Annotated in this window: 13 protein-coding genes, 2 tRNA genes, 2 rRNA genes and 1 pseudogene; 11 read left to right on the top strand and 7 right to left on the bottom strand. The window is 63.8% G+C overall.

Annotated features, from left to right (window positions below):
- The first annotated feature begins 24 nt into the window (after nucleotides 1–24).
- Entirely contained in the window at nucleotides 25–978 is a 954-nt protein-coding gene (locus tag EES48_RS14845; protein WP_162998092.1) for a hypothetical protein, read from the top strand.
- Between the two features lie 40 nt (nucleotides 979–1018).
- Here EES48_RS14845 and EES48_RS08500 read toward each other — a convergent pair whose 3' ends face one another.
- The 3 genes from EES48_RS08500 to EES48_RS08490 form a co-directional block, all read right to left on the bottom strand.
- A complete protein-coding gene (locus EES48_RS08500; RefSeq protein WP_122465954.1) occupies nucleotides 1019–1702 on the bottom strand; it encodes a DsbA family oxidoreductase in 684 nt (227 codons plus the stop codon).
- Between the two features lie 125 nt (nucleotides 1703–1827).
- Nucleotides 1828–2856, bottom strand: coding sequence for an alpha/beta hydrolase (locus EES48_RS08495; RefSeq protein ID WP_205679408.1), 1029 nt, complete (start codon nucleotides 2854–2856; stop codon nucleotides 1828–1830).
- 161 nt (nucleotides 2857–3017) lie between these two features.
- Nucleotides 3018–3188: a YdcH family protein gene (locus EES48_RS08490; protein WP_122465953.1), complete on the bottom strand. Its 171-nt coding sequence runs from the start codon at nucleotides 3186–3188 to the stop codon at nucleotides 3018–3020.
- A gap of 127 nt (nucleotides 3189–3315) precedes the next feature.
- Between EES48_RS08490 and EES48_RS08485 the strand changes: the two genes are divergently transcribed.
- The 4 genes from EES48_RS08485 (at nucleotide 3316) to EES48_RS08470 (ending at nucleotide 5147) form a co-directional block, all read left to right on the top strand.
- Complete coding sequence (locus tag EES48_RS08485; RefSeq protein ID WP_122465952.1) at nucleotides 3316–3894, top strand: UbiX family flavin prenyltransferase; 579 nt, start codon at nucleotides 3316–3318, stop codon at nucleotides 3892–3894.
- A complete protein-coding gene (locus EES48_RS08480) occupies nucleotides 3891–4385 on the top strand; it encodes a TIGR02444 family protein (RefSeq protein ID WP_240623285.1) in 495 nt (164 codons plus the stop codon). Before EES48_RS08485 ends, EES48_RS08480 begins: the two co-directional genes overlap by 4 nt.
- A gap of 55 nt (nucleotides 4386–4440) precedes the next feature.
- Entirely contained in the window at nucleotides 4441–4668 is a 228-nt protein-coding gene (locus EES48_RS08475) for a YdcH family protein (RefSeq protein WP_122465950.1), read from the top strand.
- A 164-nt stretch (nucleotides 4669–4832) separates the two neighbouring features.
- Nucleotides 4833–5147 (top strand): DMT family transporter, encoded by a 315-nt coding sequence (locus EES48_RS08470; protein WP_122466215.1) that lies wholly within the window; start codon nucleotides 4833–4835, stop codon nucleotides 5145–5147.
- Here the strand turns inward: EES48_RS08470 and EES48_RS08465 are convergent.
- The 4 genes and pseudogenes from EES48_RS08465 to hfaA form a co-directional block, all read right to left on the bottom strand.
- Nucleotides 5064–7598 (bottom strand): annotated as a pseudogene (locus tag EES48_RS08465) (helicase-related protein); the annotation flags it as partial. The gene EES48_RS08470 and the pseudogene EES48_RS08465 sit on opposite strands and share 84 nt — an antisense overlap.
- 88 nt (nucleotides 7599–7686) lie before the next feature.
- A complete protein-coding gene (hfaD, locus tag EES48_RS08460; RefSeq protein ID WP_162998091.1) occupies nucleotides 7687–8967 on the bottom strand; it encodes a holdfast anchor protein HfaD in 1281 nt (426 codons plus the stop codon).
- The gene (gene hfaB, locus EES48_RS08455; RefSeq protein ID WP_122465948.1) at nucleotides 8897–9898 is read right to left on the bottom strand and encodes a holdfast anchoring protein HfaB; all 1002 of its coding nucleotides are present in this window, start codon (nucleotides 9896–9898) and stop codon (nucleotides 8897–8899) included. Before hfaB ends, hfaD begins: the two co-directional genes overlap by 71 nt.
- A complete protein-coding gene (hfaA, locus tag EES48_RS08450; RefSeq protein WP_122465947.1) occupies nucleotides 9891–10310 on the bottom strand; it encodes a holdfast anchoring protein HfaA in 420 nt (139 codons plus the stop codon). The genes hfaB and hfaA overlap by 8 nt, the downstream gene beginning before the upstream one ends.
- Nucleotides 10311–10400: 90 nt before the next feature.
- Here hfaA and EES48_RS08445 point away from each other — a divergent pair, with 90 nt between their 5' ends.
- The 6 genes from EES48_RS08445 to EES48_RS08420 all read left to right on the top strand — a co-directional run bounded on the left by EES48_RS08445 (nucleotide 10401) and on the right by EES48_RS08420 (nucleotide 17321).
- Nucleotides 10401–11165: a rhomboid family intramembrane serine protease gene (locus EES48_RS08445; RefSeq protein ID WP_240623284.1), complete on the top strand. Its 765-nt coding sequence runs from the start codon at nucleotides 10401–10403 to the stop codon at nucleotides 11163–11165.
- Between the two features lie 102 nt (nucleotides 11166–11267).
- Nucleotides 11268–11696 (top strand): CBS domain-containing protein, encoded by a 429-nt coding sequence (locus EES48_RS08440; RefSeq protein ID WP_122465945.1) that lies wholly within the window; start codon nucleotides 11268–11270, stop codon nucleotides 11694–11696.
- Nucleotides 11697–12440: 744 nt separating this feature from the next.
- A 16S ribosomal RNA gene (locus EES48_RS08435) occupies nucleotides 12441–13924 on the top strand.
- A 200-nt stretch (nucleotides 13925–14124) separates the two neighbouring features.
- Nucleotides 14125–14201 (top strand) — tRNA-Ile (locus EES48_RS08430).
- A gap of 54 nt (nucleotides 14202–14255) precedes the next feature.
- Nucleotides 14256–14331, top strand: a tRNA-Ala gene (locus tag EES48_RS08425).
- Nucleotides 14332–14536: 205 nt separating this feature from the next.
- Nucleotides 14537–17321, top strand: a 23S ribosomal RNA gene (locus EES48_RS08420).
- Together the 16S and 23S rRNA genes with 2 tRNA genes alongside form the textbook arrangement of a ribosomal RNA operon.
- Nucleotides 17322–17395: the final 74 nt, after the last annotated feature.

The raw sequence follows: 17395 nt of genomic DNA, 5'->3' as shown, positions 1-17395 counted from the left end.
GAATCACATGTTATACCTACACGCATGAACGTAAACCATAACGACCGGATATTCGCGATCGTTGGTGTTGGAGATGTTATCCATGTGGGATCAAAGGACCAGCTTTCAGATAAGCTAGCCAGTCTTTCAAACTGCAGTGGAGGGGCAGCCATGGCTTTACAGGCATCCGAATTACTGGATCGGAATGCTGATCGTAAGAACGCCATCGCTCAGGTTTCCAAGGCTTTGCAGAACAGGCGTCAAATACGTGCAGCATCTTCATTCGCTAAATCAGCAGCATTGGCTGTGGCGTGGGATCATATACAGAGATCTGATATTAGCGATGAGAATAAAAAATCTGTGCTGTCTCAGCTACATTTGATCAACATTGATGTGACTGGTCCCTCTGCGAAAATAGATTTATCTGATATCAATCACGAATTGAGGCAATTTATCGATGTAGAGAGTATATGCCAGTCGATAAATTCGGATGTTATTGAGCCAATACTATCTGTAGCAGATAATGACAGGGGGCTGAATTTCGATATAGCTGGTGAAGTAGCTCTTCTTAAGCGGGCTTTGGATGATGTTTTAGGTCCGGACAAACGAATCACATCATCCACCTATTATCGCTTTGTGAGGCTTGCAGGCGTTATGGGCATTCATGGGGTTGGTGAAATACTTGATATGATCCGCGGATATGACGATTCCGAGATAAGCCACATAGCGACAGGTGCACGACAAGGTCAGATTGGACGCGTGGAGCTTATGATGATTGCAGCGATGGGGGATGAGTTCATCAATAGATTCCCGTACTATAATGGGGAGCACCACCGAATGTATCACAGAAATATACTCGAGCGCTTGCGCGCAGAAGGGGTATCGACGGGCAAGAAGAAACCAAGGCACCCGCTAAATCGAAGGTTTGGCTCCGTCAGAAAGAGTTCCAAGAACGCATCAAGTCCGTCGCTTTTCGATTTAGACCCCCCTTCCGCGTAGGCATCATAAATTTACAGACATTGGGAAGGGATCTCGGAACTTATTCTGGCCTACCTCCCGCCATCTTCCGTAACGCCTCCTCAAACACCCCCGCCGGCTGGCCACCCGAGATCAACCACTTGCCCTCGACCACCACGGCCGGGACGCTGGTGATGCCGCGCCCGCGCCACAGGGCCTGTTCGGCGCGCACCGCCTCGCCGTGGCGGCCCGAGGCCAGGACCTCGGCGGCCTCGGCCTCGTCCAGCCCCGCGAGCGCCGCCGCCGCCGTCAGCACGCCGGGGTCGGTCAGGTCGCGGTTGTCGGTGAAATGGGCGTGGAACAGGGCGGTCTTCAGCGCCCTCTGCGCCTCCGGCCCCACTTCCCCGGCCCAATGCAGCAGGCGGTGGGCGTCGAAGGTGTTCCAGATGCGGCTGTCCTCGCCCATCCGCATCTCGAACGGTTTTCCCTCGTCATCGGTCATGGCCTCGGCCGCCCGCGCCCGGATCATCTCGCGGTTGGCGGCCGACTGCTCCGGCGTCGCGCCGTATTTGCGGCCGATATGCTCGACGATGTTCTCGCCCTCCGGCGCCATGTCGGGGTTCAGCTCGAACGGCCGAAACGCGATCTCGGCCGTGATCCCCTCGGGCGCCAGCCGCCTGAGCGCCGTCTCCAGCCCGCCCAGCCCCACCACGCACCACGGACACACCACGTCCGAAACAAAGTCGATCTTCAGCATCCGGGCCATGGCGCATCCTCATTCCGCAAGGCCCCGCAGATGTGGGCGGGGGGCGGCTGGCGCAACGATCCTTCTCCCGGTGGGAGAAGGTGGCGGGCGAAGGCTGACGGATGAGGGTCGCGCACCCCCAAACCTCAATCCCCCAACACCCCCCGCTCCCTCAGCCAGGTCTCCAGCAGGCCCGGCCAGACCGTGTCCGGACTGTGGTCGCGGCGCAGGCCGAAGGCGTGGCCGCCGGTGGAGAACAGGTGGACCTCGGCCGGGACGCCGGCCTGGTCCAGCGCCCGGGCGTACAGGGTGCTGTTGCAGATCTCGTTGGTCGGATCGTCCCAGGCGGCGATCAGGAAGGTCGGCGGGGCCCGCTCGCTGACCGGCAGATCGGGGGCGAAAACCCCGCCCCGGCGGCAGATGTGACCGGGAAAGAAGGCGATGGCGAAGTCGGGCCGGCTGCTGACCCGATCGACCACGTCGATGGGCGCATAGGCGGGCTCCAGGATGTTGCTGGTCTGGGCCACCAGATAGCCGCCGGCGGAAAAGCCCATCACTCCGATCTTGCCGGGGTCGACCCCCAGCGCATCCGCCTGGGACCGGACCAGCCGGATGGTGCGCTGGGCGTCCTGCAGCGCGCGCGGCACGTCCGGCGTCACCGCCCGACCCAGCTCCGGGTCGAAATAGTGGTTGCTGCGCGGCACGCGGTATTTGGACAGGATGCAGGTGATCCCGCGCGCGGCGATCCAGCTGCAGATCTCGGTGCCCTCCAGGGTCACCACCACCGCCCGGAACCCGCCGCCGGGAAACACCACGATGGCCGCGCCGGTGTTTTGCCCTCGCGCCGGGAACACCGACATCGTCGGCTCGGTGACGTCGAACACCGCCTGGGAATAGTCGCCGTCGACCGCCTCGGGCGAGTGGCGGGTCAGCACGCTCTCGGGCGGCTGGTCCACGCCCGCCATGTCCGGCGCTCCGTCGGGCCAGATCGGAACCTGGCGCACGCCCGCGGGCGCCTGCCACACGCCGGCCACCTGGCCCTCCGCGGGTGAGGCGGTGGCCGGTGAGGGTGCGACGCCCGGCTGGACCTCGGCACCCCGCGTCAGGGCGAACCCGCTCGCCAGCGCCGCCGCCCCCGCCACACAGCCCACCACCGTCCAGGTCCGACGCGACATCAGGCCCCAGCCTCCAGGGAAACGATGGAGCCCGGTCTAGACCCGTCCGGACGGGCGCACAAACCCGCCATTCACACACGGCCAGCCCGGCTCACGTCCCACGAAAAAGGGCCCCGCTGGGGAGCGGGGCCCTTTCATGCACCTCGGCGCTGTTCGTCGGGTCAGACCCGGGCTTCCAGCGCGCTGATTTCTTCCTTGATCCTGAGCTTACGCTGCTTGAGCTCCCTCACGTGAAGCGAGTCCGCGGTGGGTCGGGTCACCTCCCTCTGGATCTGTTCGTCCAGGGTTCGATGACGATTTCCCAGTTCGCGAATGCGAGCGTCTACAGCCATGGCTTGCGCCTCCTCTGCTAAGGGACCACACACAGAACCCCCGTTGAGCTTGACTGTGGAATCACATTCCGGTGACGCCACGGCCGGCGGGGGCAGGGGAATCCTCGGACCCAAATGAGCCGCTGACATGACCTCCTCGCCTGATCGCGTCGTCGTCGGAATTTCCGGAGCGTCCGGCGTGACTTACGGCGTGCGGGCGCTGGACGCGCTGCGCGAGATGGGGGTCGAAAGCCATCTGGTGGTCACAAAGGCGGCCCTCCTGACCCTGGCCCAGGAAACCGATCTGACGGCCGATGATCTGTCGGGCCGGGCCAGTGTGGTGCATCGGCTGGCGGATGTCGGGGCGTCGATCGCGTCGGGCTCGTTCCGCACCCGGGGCATGATCGTGGCGCCGTGTTCGGTGCGGACCATGGGCGAGATCGCCACCGGCGTGACCTCGACCCTGCTGACCCGCGCCGCCGACGTCACCCTGAAGGAACGCCGCCCGCTGGTGCTGATGGTGCGCGAGACGCCCCTGCACCTGGGTCACCTGCGCACCATGGCGGCCCTGGCCGAGATGGGCGCGATCATCGCCCCGCCGCTGCCGGCGATGTACGCCCGCCCCGACTCGATCGAGGCGATGGTGGATCAGTCGGTCGGGCGAGCGCTGGACCTCTTGGGCCTGGACTGGGACCGGGTCAGCCGCTGGTCTGGGCTCAGCGCGTGAGCTTCGCCTCAGCTAACGGTTCATTGTGGGACTGGGCGGTGGCCGCCTACGGCGCCTCGGGTGTCCAGGCCGCGTCGCTGATGCTGCAGGACACGGCGGGCCAGAGCGTGCCGCTGTTGCTGTGGGCCGCCTGGACGGCGCGCACCGGCCGCGCGGTCGACGACGAGACGATGGAGGCCGCCGTCGACACGGCCACGGCCTGGACCGAGGCGGCGGTGGCCCCGCTGCGCGCCGTTCGCGTGCGGCTCAAGGCGCCGCTCTCGGACCTGGAGCCCGAGGCGCGCGAGCGGGTGCGCACCGAGGTCAAACGGGTCGAACTGATGGCCGAGCAGGCGCTGCTGGCCGACCTGGAGATGCTGACGGACGGAGCGGCGGGTGAGCCGCTGTCGGACGACGCCACCCTGGACCGCCTGGTCGAGGCGGCGCGAGCCTGGAACGGTCGGGTGCCGCGAGAAGGCCTGAAGGCGTTGCGGGATCGGCTTCCGGCCTGAGGCAGGCGCGGCTATAACTGCACATCGGTGCGGCGTGAGGGGTGAGTCTCGGTTCATGGAAGACGACGACGATCCGCTGACCCCCGCCGAAGAAAAGGAACTGAAAGGCCGGCTGCGCTTCCTGCAACAGGAGCACGCCGATCTCGACGCCGCCATCGAGGCCCTGGGCGCCGTGCCCATCCCCGATCAGCTCCGCATCGCCCGCATGAAGCGCCGCAAGCTTTCCCTGCGCGACGAGATCGTGAAGATCGAGGACCGCATCCTGCCGGATATTATTGCGTGACCTCCGGCCTTCGCTGGGGAGGCGGATGATGCCGAAGTCTTGCCACCCCTGCGCCATGCCCTAGATAACCCGGATCAGTCGGGACCACGTTCCCGCCCCGGTCGCCGCCTTCGGCGCCGGGTTTCAAGACCGGGACGGCCCGGCCCTTCGGAAGGAGGGCCACCATGGCCTGGATCGCTCTGTTTATCGCCGGTCTGCTCGAGGTTGTCTGGGCCTCGTCGATGAAGGCGTCCTTTGGCTTCACCCGGCTGGGGCCGACGGTCATCACCCTGGTCGCCATGATCGCCAGCTTTGGCCTGCTGTCGTTTTCGATGCGGACGCTTCCGCTTGGCACGGCCTATACGATCTGGACCGGCATCGGGGCGGTCGGCGCCTTTGTCGTCGGCGCCGCCTGGCTGGGCGAGCCGCTGAGTCTTGGCCGGATCGCGGCGGCGGTTCTGATCGGCTCGGGCCTGGTTCTGATGAAGCTGTCGTCCTGACGGATTGAGGACGGCCAGCGCCGCGAAAGGCGAGTCCTTTCGCGGCCGCACCGGCCGAGCGTCATCGCGCACGGGCTTGAGGGCGGCGGCGATCTGGCGGGCCTGATCCAGCGTCCAGCCCAGTTCCGCCAGGGCGGAGTCGCCCAGAATCGGCTGGCCCTTCTGGAGCGGCAGGGTCTCGCGCCTGAGCGCCTCGAACCGCTCCAGCGCCTCGACCGGGGCGGACAGGCGGCCGACGGCGCGGCGGCCCAGGGCGGCCAGCACCTGGGGAGAGGGCACCGGGTCGGGCAGGGCGGGCAGGGCGGCCTCGGCGTCAGGCCGGAAGCCGCCGCCCGAGGCGTTCTTGGCGAAGGCCAGGGCCACGGCGCGGGCTCGGGGCTTGAGCACCCCGGGCAGCCACACCGACTGCAGCCCGACCCGGATCGCAAAGCTGCGCAGGGTGCGGCGCTCGGCCTGGCTGAGAGCGGCCAGTTCGGCCGCCACCTCGCGCCGATCGATCACCCCGCCGCTCTCGATCAGTCGATAGGCGATGCCGCGCGGCAGGCCCTTCAGCGCCCCCGAATCGACGGCGGCGCGCAGGCGGCGCAGCTCGCGCAGGGCCCGACCGCTCTCGGCCGCCGCCCAGGCTTCCAGCCGCCGCCGCGCCCGCTCGCGCGCCGGGCCGGGTCCCATCTCGCCGATCAGGGCCAGGCGCGGCGCGAAGGGATCGGGGCCAACGGTGCGGGCCACGGCCTGGCCCTGCCACAGCACCTGGCCGTCGGGCGTCAGGGCGAAGGCCTCGTCCGGTTCGGCGGCGATTCGTCCCAGCCTGCGGGCGATCTCCGGCCCGGCGGCGCGCGACGCGGCGACACGCAGGGCGCGGGCCTCCAGCGAGGAGCCGGCGGCCTCGGCGGCGAAGTTCAGCCCGTCCAGTCGGCCGACCGTCTGGCCCTCGACCGTCACTTCGCCGTCGGTCGAGACTTCGGCGCCCAGGTCCGGGGTTTCGGCGCCCAGATGCAGCGCGCGCAGAAGGGCGGTGGTGCGGCGATCGACGAAGCGGGCGGTCAGTCGCTCGTGCAGCACGTCCGACAGGCGCTGCTCCAGATCCCGCGTACGGTCGCGCCACTCCTGGGGCTGGTCCAGCCAGTCGCCGCGCGCGGCGATATAGGACAGGGTGCGCACCCCTGACAGCCGCGCCGACAGCTGGTCGATCTGACCGTCGTCACGGTCCAGATCGTTGAAGCGGGGCTCGATCCAGTCGCGGGTCAGGCGGCCCCGTCGGCTGGTCAGGGCCTGAAAGATCTCGCGCGCCAGCCGGGCGTGCTCGTCGGCGGTGGTTTTCTGGAAGTCCGGCAGCTGGCAGGCGTCCCACAGGCGGATCAGGGCCCCGCGCGAGCGGGCCACCTTCTTGACCTCCGGGTCCTGGGCGGCGCGGCGCAGCAGCTGTTCGTCCAGGGCCGGCTGGGTCAGGCGCAGGCCCTCGATCCCCGGCGCCAACTCCAGCGAACGCAGCAGGTCGGGCAGGGTGTCGAAGTCCAGCCGGGCGTTGCGCCATTCCGCCGCCTCGACCGGCTCGAAGCGGTGTTCCACCACCTGTTCGATCAGGTCGGGGTCCAGCTCGTCCGATTCGCCCGTCACCCCGAACGTCCCGTCGCGCAGGTGGCGTCCGGCGCGGCCGGCGATCTGGCCGATCTCGTGGGCGTGGAGCCAGCGGGTGCGCCGGCCGTCGAATTTCCTGAGGCCGGCGAAGGCGACATGGTCGACATCCATGTTCAGCCCCATGCCGATGGCGTCGGTGGCGACCAGGAAATCGACCTCGCCGGACTGGAACAGGCCGACCTGGGCGTTTCGGGTGCGCGGGCTGAGCGAGCCCATGACCACGGCCGCCCCGCCCCTCTGGCGCCGGATCAGCTCGGCGATGGCGTAAACCTGCTCTGTGCTGAAGGCGACAATGGCGCTACGCGGCGGCAGGCGGGTCAGCTTCTTCGAACCCGCGTAGCTGAGCACCGACAGCCGGTCGCGCGTCACGATCTCCGCGTCGGGGACCAGGCGGCGAATCAGCGGGGCCATCGTCCCGGCGCCCAGCAGCATGGTCTCGAACCGGCCCCGCGCGTGCAGCATGCGGTGGGTGAAGACGTGGCCGCGCGCCGGATCGGCGGCCAGCTGGATTTCATCGATCGCCAGGAAATCGACCGTCCGCCCAAGCGGCATGGCCTCGACGGTGCAGACGAAATAGGCCGGCCGGGCCGGGACGATCTTCTCCTCGCCGGTGATCAGGGCCACGGCCGCCGCGTCGCGTCGGGCCACCAGCCGGTCGTAGATCTCGCGCGCCAGCAGCCGCAGCGGCAGGCCGATCATGCCCGAGGCGTGACCCAGCATCCGCTCGACCGCCAGGTGGGTCTTGCCGGTATTGGTCGGTCCCAGAACGGCGGTGATCCGCGAGGGCGCCTGGCCTGTGCCGCGATCGCTCATGACGTCTAAGGTGGCGACGCCGGCGAGTCGTTCCAAGGCGCCGAAGCTCGGGCGCCCGCTTCAGCCGGCGCCCGAGGTCTTGCGGCGGTCAGTGCCCCGAGGGACGGCTGACGTAGAAGGTCGCGGCGTTGCCGACGGCGTTGGCGCCCCCGACGATGGAGCGGGCCGTGCCGGTGACCTGGGCGTTGGCCTGGGCCGAGATATCGCCCGAGTTGGTCTGGTCGTTGGTGGCGTAGAGCTCGCCCGTGCAGGTCGAGCACACACCGCCGGTGACCTGGTTGCCCACCGCGTCGGCTCCGACCATGACGTCATAGCCGTTGTGGCCGGTGAAGGTGGAGACCACCTCGACCCCGCCGGAGTTCACCTGGGCGTTGTCGATCTTCAGATAGATGTCGTTGTTGATCGCGTTCAGGACGTTGCCCGCGCCGTTGGCGTAGGCCGTGGCGGCCCCATAGTCATAGGCGGCGACCCGCACGGCGGACCGTACGTCGGCCGCGTTCGATTGCTGCGACGCCACGACCAGCGAGCCGCCCTGATTCTGCGCGGTCGCCTGGTTGGCCACGGCGTGGGCCTTGCCGGCGATGTCCCAGGCGTTGGCGGCCGACACGGCCGTCGAGGCGTAGGTTCCGGCGCCGGTGGTGGTCTGGCTGATGTCCAGCTGCTGCCCGCCATAGGTCACGGCCGAGGACGCGACGTTGCCGATCGCCTGAGACGTGAACAGCGCCGAGCCGGGGACGTAGCCGTTGTCGGCCTGGACGTGCGCCGTGGTGCGGCCCGAGCGCTCCTGCTCGACCGAGCCCTCGACCCAGGCGTGATCGCCGCCCAGCGCAGCGGTGTTGCCCAAGGCGGAGGAGGCCACATAGGCCCCGCCCAGAAGACGGGAGGTGCGACCGCTGGCGTCCGTCGTCGCCGAGACATCGCCCGAGGACGACTGGCGCGCGTCGACGGCCATCTCGCCGTCATAGGCGGCGGCCTCCAGCCGGTTGGCCCCGGCCTGGGTGACCACATTGACCGCGCCCTGGATCTCACCGCCGATGGCGAGATCGGTCGAAGCCGAGACATCGCCGGACGAGGTCTGGTTCGAGCTCAGCGTCATGGCGTCGCCCTGGACCGCGCCGGACAGGACATTGCCCTGGGCGTTGGTCGAGGCCGAGACCTGGCCGGTGGCGTGAACCACGCTCAGCGACTGGTTCATGCGGACGTCGCCGGTCTGGACCTGGCGGTTGTCCACCGCGATCGCCGGGGCGGCGCGGCCGAAGCCGCCCGATCCGGTCAGGTTCCAGGGCTGGGCGGAGGCCTCAGTAGCGACCGCGCACAGCGCCATCGCGGCTAGCGTGCCAGCGGTTCGGATCGGCGCGGGTCTGGCCATTGTTGGTCTCCACATTCTGATAGGCGGGATAGTAGCCGCCGGTCGCTCCGACCGTGTTCAAGGGATCGCCGGCGCCCAGGCAGACTTCCGGCCCGGGGGCGCCGTAGAGATTGGCCATCATTTCCAGCACCGCGCGCTCCACCAGGGTGCGCACCGCCAGCTGGACCGGCTCCATGCCGCCCTGGCCGGCCGAGATGTCGAAGACATTGCCGTTGAGGAAGTCGAAGACGCCCGCCGAGATTTCACGGCCGACGATCTGCTTCTGGTAGGAGATGACATCCACCACCTCCATCGAGGTGGTCTGGACCATGCGCAGGTCCAGGGCGATGTTCATGACGAAGGTGCGGCCCTGGACGATGCCGGAGAAGCCGACATCCTCGCCGTCACCGCCGGCGACGTCGAAGCCGCCCGAACGGATATTGTAGTTCACCTCGGTCAGGCCGCCGACGATGTAGAAGTCCGAGCCCGGGACCTGGCCCGCCATGATCTGACGGAACGGCGGGGCGTCCGGATTGGCGGTCTCTTCGCCGATCAGCTTGTTGTTGGCGTAGCGCAGCTCCAGCTCCGACACCGAGGTGTCATAGCGTTCGACGATGCGCGCGCCGGCCTTGGCCAGGGCCGTGTTGGCCATCAGCGAGGCGCCCTGTGTGATCTGGCGACCGCCGTCGGCCGAGACCGTGCCGGTGTAGTCGCTGATCCGACCGACCGCGATGCGCGGCGACGGCAGATCATACTGACGGGCGTAGTCGGCCAGGCAGAACAGGGCGGTGGAATAGGGCGTCGAGTTCGTCGTCACCGGGGCGTTGCCGATCGGCGTCGCGTACAGCCCGTTGGATCCGGCCGAGGTCGAGACGCAGCCGCTGAGCAGGGCGGCGGCGGCCACGCCGACGCCGAGCAGGCGCAGGGGGCGCGATGTCAGGAGCTTAGTCATCGAGGTCGATCTTTCCGTTCAGGGACGTGCCGGCGGTGACATCGCCGTTGTTGGTCTGCCGGGAGTTGACGATCACCGTGTTCCAGTTGCCCTGGACCACGACGTTGAGGCTGTTGCCGATGGCGGTGGAGCCGGCGATGCCGCCCGAGCCCGATCCGGCGTAGCTGGAGGCTGCGCCGCCCGAAGCCTGGGAATAGGCGCTGGCGCCGGACTGGATCAGGCCGTCGACGATCAGGCGGTTGCCATTCTCGTCCCGCGTCGAACCGCTGGTCACGCCGCCGGTCTGATAACGGGCGGCGCCGTAGCCAGCCTGGAACCGCGCCATGTCGCCCGAGCTCGAGGGCTGGGCCAGGGCGGGGGTCGCCATCAGGGCGGCGGTCGCGGCGGAGACGAAAAGGATCGTCTTTGTCATTGGGGTCTGCTCCAAACCCGACAGGGTCAACGGGTCGGAAAGCAACCCGCGTGCCACTCAGTGACAGCCACGGCTTAAGATCGGCTTGAGATGGCGAGACTTTTCTCCCATCTGGGTTGCATGAGCCGCCAACCGGGTCCGTGGGACCTGCCCGCCGAACCCGATTCGACCCCCGCCGAGGAGGCCGTCGCCCCGCCGCCTGCCGGGCGCGAGTCAGCGGTCGATCCGCGTGACGCCCCGGCCTTCAATGCCCCGTGGCCCGTGCTTTTGCTGGCTCTGTCGATGCCCGCCCTCTACTGGTTTCAGGCGCGCGGGGGCGATCCGATCGGCCCCATCCAGACCTGGGGCCTCGTGCCTGCGCGGGTAATGCAGGGCGACTGGACCGGCCTGATCGGCGCCATGCTGCTGCACGGCGGCTGGGCCCATGTCGCTATGAACGCCGTCGGCGCGCTCGCTTTCGGCACGGCCGTGGCCCGACTGTTCGATCGTCGGACAGGTGTTCTGGGATTTGTCTCATTTTACGCCATCTGCGGGATTCTCGCCGGACTGGGGTATGTGGCCCTACATCCCGCCAGTCAGATTCCCCTGGTGGGCGCATCCGGGGCTGTGTTCGGTCTGATCGGAGCCTCGACCCGGCTGGTCGGCCGCCGCAGCCTCGCCCCGATGTTCGACCGACGGGTGCTCAGCCAGATGATGATGTGGACGGTGCTGAACGTCGCGATCGGCCTGGCCGGGTCACTGATGGCCGGTGTCGCCGGCGGGGCGGTGGCCTGGGAGGCGCATATAGCCGGCCTGATCGTCGGCTGGCTGCTGGTCGGACCGTTCGCAAGGATCTTCGCCGCTCGCCGCGGCTGACCGGCCCGCATCGACATTTGATTCGCGCGCGGATTCGCGCGAGCCTGTCCTTCTGGAGAAGCGGCCGAGCCCGCGGCCGCCCCGATTGATGGGAGACGCGCCGTGCTGGTCACCGAAATTCTCAAGACGAAGGGCGACGCGGTGTTCACCATCGCGCCCGACGCCTCCCTGAAGACCGCCGCCGAGCAGCTGACGAGCAAGGGGGTCGGCGCTCTGGTGGTGTGCGAATCGGATCGTGTGGTCGGTGTCTTTTCCGAACGCGACCTGGTTCGGGCCGTGGCCGAGGGCGGGGAGGGGGCCCTGGATCAGCCTGTGGCCAGTCAGATGACCGGCCAGGTCGTGTTCGCCCAGCCGGCCGAGGGGGTCGAGATCCTCATGTCACGGATGACCGAGCACCGAATCCGTCACCTGCCGGTGATGCGCGACGGGCGTCTGTGTGGGGTGGTGTCGATCGGCGATGTGGTCAAATGTCAGATCGCCGAGGCGTCGCAGGAGGCCGAAAGCCTTCGATCCTATATCGCGGCGGGCTGAGCCACTCTCTATATATAGGCGAGCGTCGCCTATCGGTCGGTGACCGTGAGTCCGTGAGAAAATCCGCAAATCCGCGCCTTTGGGGTTGCGGCCAAAAGGGCCCCCTCGTATATCGCCGCCTCGCTCGGAGACGGGCTGGCCGCCGGGGCCGACGATCCCAGGATCGATCGGAAACGGAAGGAAAAGAGAGGAAGTTTCCTCTTGCTTTCGCGGACCGGTTCACATAGTCTCCGCGCTCTTGACCGAATCGTCGGACCGATCTGAGGGAAACCCCTTCGTTTCCCCGGCGGTTTCTTGCGGCCTCAAGGAGCCTGGCTCCGAAAGATCGCAGGATGGCTGAAAAGCCCGGTTGACACGGAGTTTGGCCCTCTCTAGAGACGCCGCTCCCGCCGCCCAGGGGTTCTTCTCCAGGGCGGTTCCGGAAAAAGAGGTTCTTCAAAAAGAACCGCTTGACACGGAAAACCGAGGCGACTAAATCGCCGCCTCCGCCGCACCGGGCGCTAAACGGTCGGAGCCGCCCAGCGGTTCCGGGGTCTTTGAAATCGTTGATCTGGAAAGAGAAACGCAGGCGGCGGTGTTCTAGCGATAGTCCTCGAGACTATCTCGACACTGACACTCTGCGGTCTCTTGAAGACAATACCATGTAGTCGGTCTTCGGATCGACGAACGTGGGATCTCGTCAAGAATACGTAGAACTAATGCCAGACAGTCTTCGGACTGTCATGCTTAGGTCAGAAGTCAACTCAACCTGAGAGTTTGATCCTGGCTCAGAGCGAACGCTGGCGGCAGGCCTAACACATGCAAGTCGAACGGACCCTTCGGGGTTAGTGGCGGACGGGTGAGTAACACGTGGGAACGTGCCCTTTGGTTCGGAATAAGCTCGGGAAACTGGGTCTAATACCGAATGTGCCCTTCGGGGGAAAGATTTATCGCCAAAGGAGCGGCCCGCGTCTGATTAGCTAGTTGGTGGTGTAAAGGACCACCAAGGCGACGATCAGTAGCTGGTCTGAGAGGATGATCAGCCACATTGGGACTGAGACACGGCCCAAACTCCTACGGGAGGCAGCAGTGGGGAATCTTGCGCAATGGGCGAAAGCCTGACGCAGCCATGCCGCGTGAATGATGAAGGTCTTAGGATTGTAAAATTCTTTCACCGGGGACGATAATGACGGTACCCGGAGAAGAAGCCCCGGCTAACTTCGTGCCAGCAGCCGCGGTAATACGAAGGGGGCTAGCGTTGCTCGGAATTACTGGGCGTAAAGGGCGCGTAGGCGGACATTTAAGTCAGGGGTGAAATCCCGGGGCTCAACCTCGGAATTGCCTTTGATACTGGGTGTCTTGAGTATGAGAGAGGTATGTGGAACTCCGAGTGTAGAGGTGAAATTCGTAGATATTCGGAAGAACACCAGTGGCGAAGGCGACATACTGGCTCATTACTGACGCTGAGGCGCGAAAGCGTGGGGAGCAAACAGGATTAGATACCCTGGTAGTCCACGCCGTAAACGATGATTGCTAGTTGTCGGGCTGCATGCAGTTCGGTGACGCAGCTAACGCATTAAGCAATCCGCCTGGGGAGTACGGTCGCAAGATTAAAACTCAAAGGAATTGACGGGGGCCCGCACAAGCGGTGGAGCATGTGGTTTAATTCGAAGCAACGCGCAGAACCTTACCACCTTTTGACATGCCTGGACCGCCAGAGAGATCTGGCTTTCCCTTCGGGGACTAGGACACAGGTGCTGCATGGCTGTCGTCAGCTCGTGTCGTGAGATGTTGGGTTAAGTCCCGCAACGAGCGCAACCCTCGCCATTAGTTGCCATCATTAAGTTGGGCACTCTAGTGGGACTGCCGGTGCTAAGCCGGAGGAAGGTGGGGATGACGTCAAGTCCTCATGGCCCTTACGGGGTGGGCTACACACGTGCTACAATGGCGACTACAGAGGGCTGCAAACCAGCGATGGTGAGCCAATCCCAAAAAGTCGTCTCAGTTCGGATTGTTCTCTGCAACTCGAGAGCATGAAGTTGGAATCGCTAGTAATCGCGGATCAGCATGCCGCGGTGAATACGTTCCCGGGCCTTGTACACACCGCCCGTCACACCATGGGAGTTGGTTCTACCCGAAGGCGGTGCGCTAACCAGCAATGGAGGCAGCCGACCACGGTAGGGTCAGCGACTGGGGTGAAGTCGTAACAAGGTAGCCGTAGGGGAACCTGCGGCTGGATCACCTCCTTTCTAAGGATGTTCCTCCAGGTCTCACGACCTATTGGAACTCCAAATAGCGAAGGCGCTTGTCGCCTGAGCAAAACTGGCGGAACGCCGCCGTCTTCGTTTCTCTTTCCTCTTTCGCTTCTCGACACCGTCGGCATTCGGCCGGCGATGACGGGAAGCGCGATCGCGAGCCCGGGTCTTCAGCCTGGCTGTCGCGCTGCCATAGGCCCGTAGCTCAGGTGGTTAGAGCGTACGCCTGATAAGCGTAAGGTCGGCAGTTCGAGTCTGCCCGGGCCTACCAGCCCAACTAGGATGCGTGACGGTCGCCGACAGCTCTCCTGGCTAAACCCTGAATGGGGCCATAGCTCAGTTGGTAGAGCGCGTGCTTTGCAAGCATGAGGTCGTCGGTTCGATCCCGTCTGGCTCCACCATGCTCGTTGATCGCAAACAGGTTTCGTCTTCGGCCTTCTGGCCGGCGGCGACTGACATTGTGAAGGAAGAATTTGACCGGCCCCTCATAGGCTTTCAGGTCAGGTTCGAGATGACATCGTCTGGCATAGTAAAAACCAGGCGTGGACCCAGGGCCCACCTCTTTCCAGGCCCCGGATCATCCATGCATGGGTTTTGCTGAGAAACGATCAAACGTTGAAGGGCTTCTGACGGATGCCTTGGCGTAGAGAGGCGAAGAAGGACGTGGCAAGCTGCGATAAGAGCCGGGGAGGCGCTAGCACCCTTTGATCCGGCTATTTCCGAATGGGGAAACCCACCTTTACGGTCTTCCAACTTTGCTCACTTCGGTGAGTACGGATTGGCGGATCGTTCAAAGGTATAATGACCTGAATACATAGGGTTCATTAAGCGAACCCGGGGAACTGAAACATCTCAGTACCCGGAGGAAAGGACATCAACCGAGACTCCCGTAGTAGTGGCGAGCGAACCGGGACCAGGCCAGTGCTCATGTGAAATAAAGGCGAACGACTTGGAAAGGTCGGCCATAGCGGGTGATAGCCCCGTAGCCGTCAAACAGCATGAGACTCGAGTAGGGCGGGACACGTGAAATCCTGTCTGAACATGGGGGGACCACCCTCCAAGCCTAAGTACTCCTCTACGACCGATAGTGAACAAGTACCGTGAGGGAAAGGTGAAAAGCACCCCGACAAGGGGAGTGAAACAGATCCTGAAATCGGAAGCCTACAAGCAGTCGGAGCCCCCATGCGGGGTGACGGCGTACCTTTTGTATAATGGGTCAGCGACTTCATGTGTCGAGCAAGCTTAAGCCGTTAGGCGTAGGCGCAGCGAAAGCGAGTCTGAATAGGGCGCTTAAGTTCGACGTATGACGACCCGAAACCAGGTGATCTATCCATGAGCAGGATGAAGGTAAGGTAACACTTACTGGAGGTCCGAACCCGTGAATGTTGAAAAATTCTGGGATGACTTGTGGATAGGGGTGAAAGGCCAATCAAACCTGGACATAGCTGGTTCTCCGCGAAATCTATTTAGGTAGAGCGTCCGACGAATACCCTGGGGGGTAGAGCACTGGATGGATGCGGGCTGCGCGAGCGGTACCAATTCTAACCAAACTCCGAATACCCAGGAGTAATATCGGGCAGACACACGGCGGGTGCTAACGTCCGTCGTGAAAAGGGAAACAACCCTAACCATCATCTAAGGCCCCCAAGTAACGGCTAAGTGGGAAACGATGTGGGATTGCTTTGACAATCAGGAGGTTGGCTTAGAAGCAGCCATCCTTTAAAGAAAGCGTAACAGCTCACTGATCAAGCGATCCTGCGCGGAAAATGTAACGGGGCTCAAGCCGTTCGCCGAAGATATGGGTTTGCAGTTTACTGCAAGCGGTAGCGGAGCGTTCCGTAAGCCTGTGAAGGTCAACCGTGAGGTTGGCTGGAGGTATCGGAAGTGAGAATGCTGACATGAGTAACGATAGGAGTGTGAGAGACACTCCCGCCGAAAGACCAAGGGTTCCTGCGTAAAGCTAATCTGCGCAGGGTTAGTCGGCCCCTAAGGCGAGGCTGAAAAGCGTAGTCGATGGGAAGCAGGTAAATATTCCTGCACCAGCTGGAAGTGACGGATGGCATAAGTTGTCGGGTCTTATTGGATTGATCCCGGCAGTGGCGTTGTCCCTGGAAATAACTCCAGCAGAGACCGTACCCGAAACCGACACAGGTGGTCAGGTAGAGCATACCAAGGCGTTTGAGAGAACTGTGCTGAAGGAACTCGGCAAATTGCACGCGTAACTTCGGAATAAGCGTGACTCACTCTGGGCAACCGGAAATGAGTGGCACAAGCCAGGGGGTAGCGACTGTTTAGCAAAAACACAGGGCTCTGCGAAGCAGCAATGCGACGTATAGGGTCTGACGCCTGCCCGGTGCCTGAAGGTTAAAGGGAGTTGTGCAAGCAACGAACTGAAGCCCAGGTAAACGGCGGCCGTAACTATAACGGTCCTAAGGTAGCGAAATTCCTTGTCGGGTAAGTTCCGACCTGCACGAATGGCGTAACGACTTCCCCACTGTCTCCAGCACAGGCTCAGTGAAATTGAATTCCCCGTGAAGATGCGGGGTTCCCGCGGTCAGACGGAAAGACCCTATGAACCTTTACTATAGCTTCGCCTTGGCGTTAGCGACCGTATGTGTAGGATAGGTGGGAGGCTATGAAACCGGGGCGCCAGCTCTGGCGGAGCCATCCTTGAAATACCACCCTTACTGTCGTTGACGTCTAACCGAGGGCCGTTATCCGGTCCCGGGACATGGCGTGGTGGGTAGTTTGACTGGGGCGGTCGCCTCCCAAAGTGTAACGGAGGCGCGCGATGGTGAGCTCAGAACGGTCGGAAATCGTTCGTCGAGTGCAATGGCATAAGCTCGCCTGACTGTGAGACTGACAAGTCGAGCAGAGACGAAAGTCGGCCATAGTGATCCGGTGGTCCCGCGTGGAAGGGCCATCGCTCAACGGATAAAAGGTACTCTAGGGATAACAGGCTGATTTTGCCCAAGAGTCCATATCGACGGCAAAGTTTGGCACCTCGATGTCGGCTCATCACATCCTGGGGCTGGAGCAGGTCCCAAGGGTATGGCTGTTCGCCATTTAAAGTGGTACGTGAGCTGGGTTCAGAACGTCGTGAGACAGTTTGGTCCCTATCTGCCGTGGGTGTTCGAAGCTTGAGAGGATCTGTCCCTAGTACGAGAGGACCGGGATGGACATACCTCTGGTGGACCTGTCGTGACGCCAGTTGCGCAGCAGGGTAGCTAAGTATGGAATAGATAACCGCTGAAAGCATCTAAGCGGGAAACTAACCTCAAAACAAGGCTTCGCTGAGGATCGTGGAAGACTACCACGTTGATAGGCCGGGTGTGGAAGTGCGGCGACGCATGAAGCTTACCGGTACTAATAATCCGATCGGTTTGATCGTTTCTCAGCAAAACTCATTCGGTTTTTACTTTTCGCTCAGGCGATGTCATCTCATCATTCCTTCTTGGGCTACCG

Origin of the sequence: Brevundimonas lutea, from assembly GCF_003704105.1 — a bacterium.
GTDB classification, from domain to species: domain Bacteria; phylum Pseudomonadota; class Alphaproteobacteria; order Caulobacterales; family Caulobacteraceae; genus Brevundimonas; species Brevundimonas lutea.
This window is presented reverse-complemented; position numbering and strand designations above follow the sequence as displayed.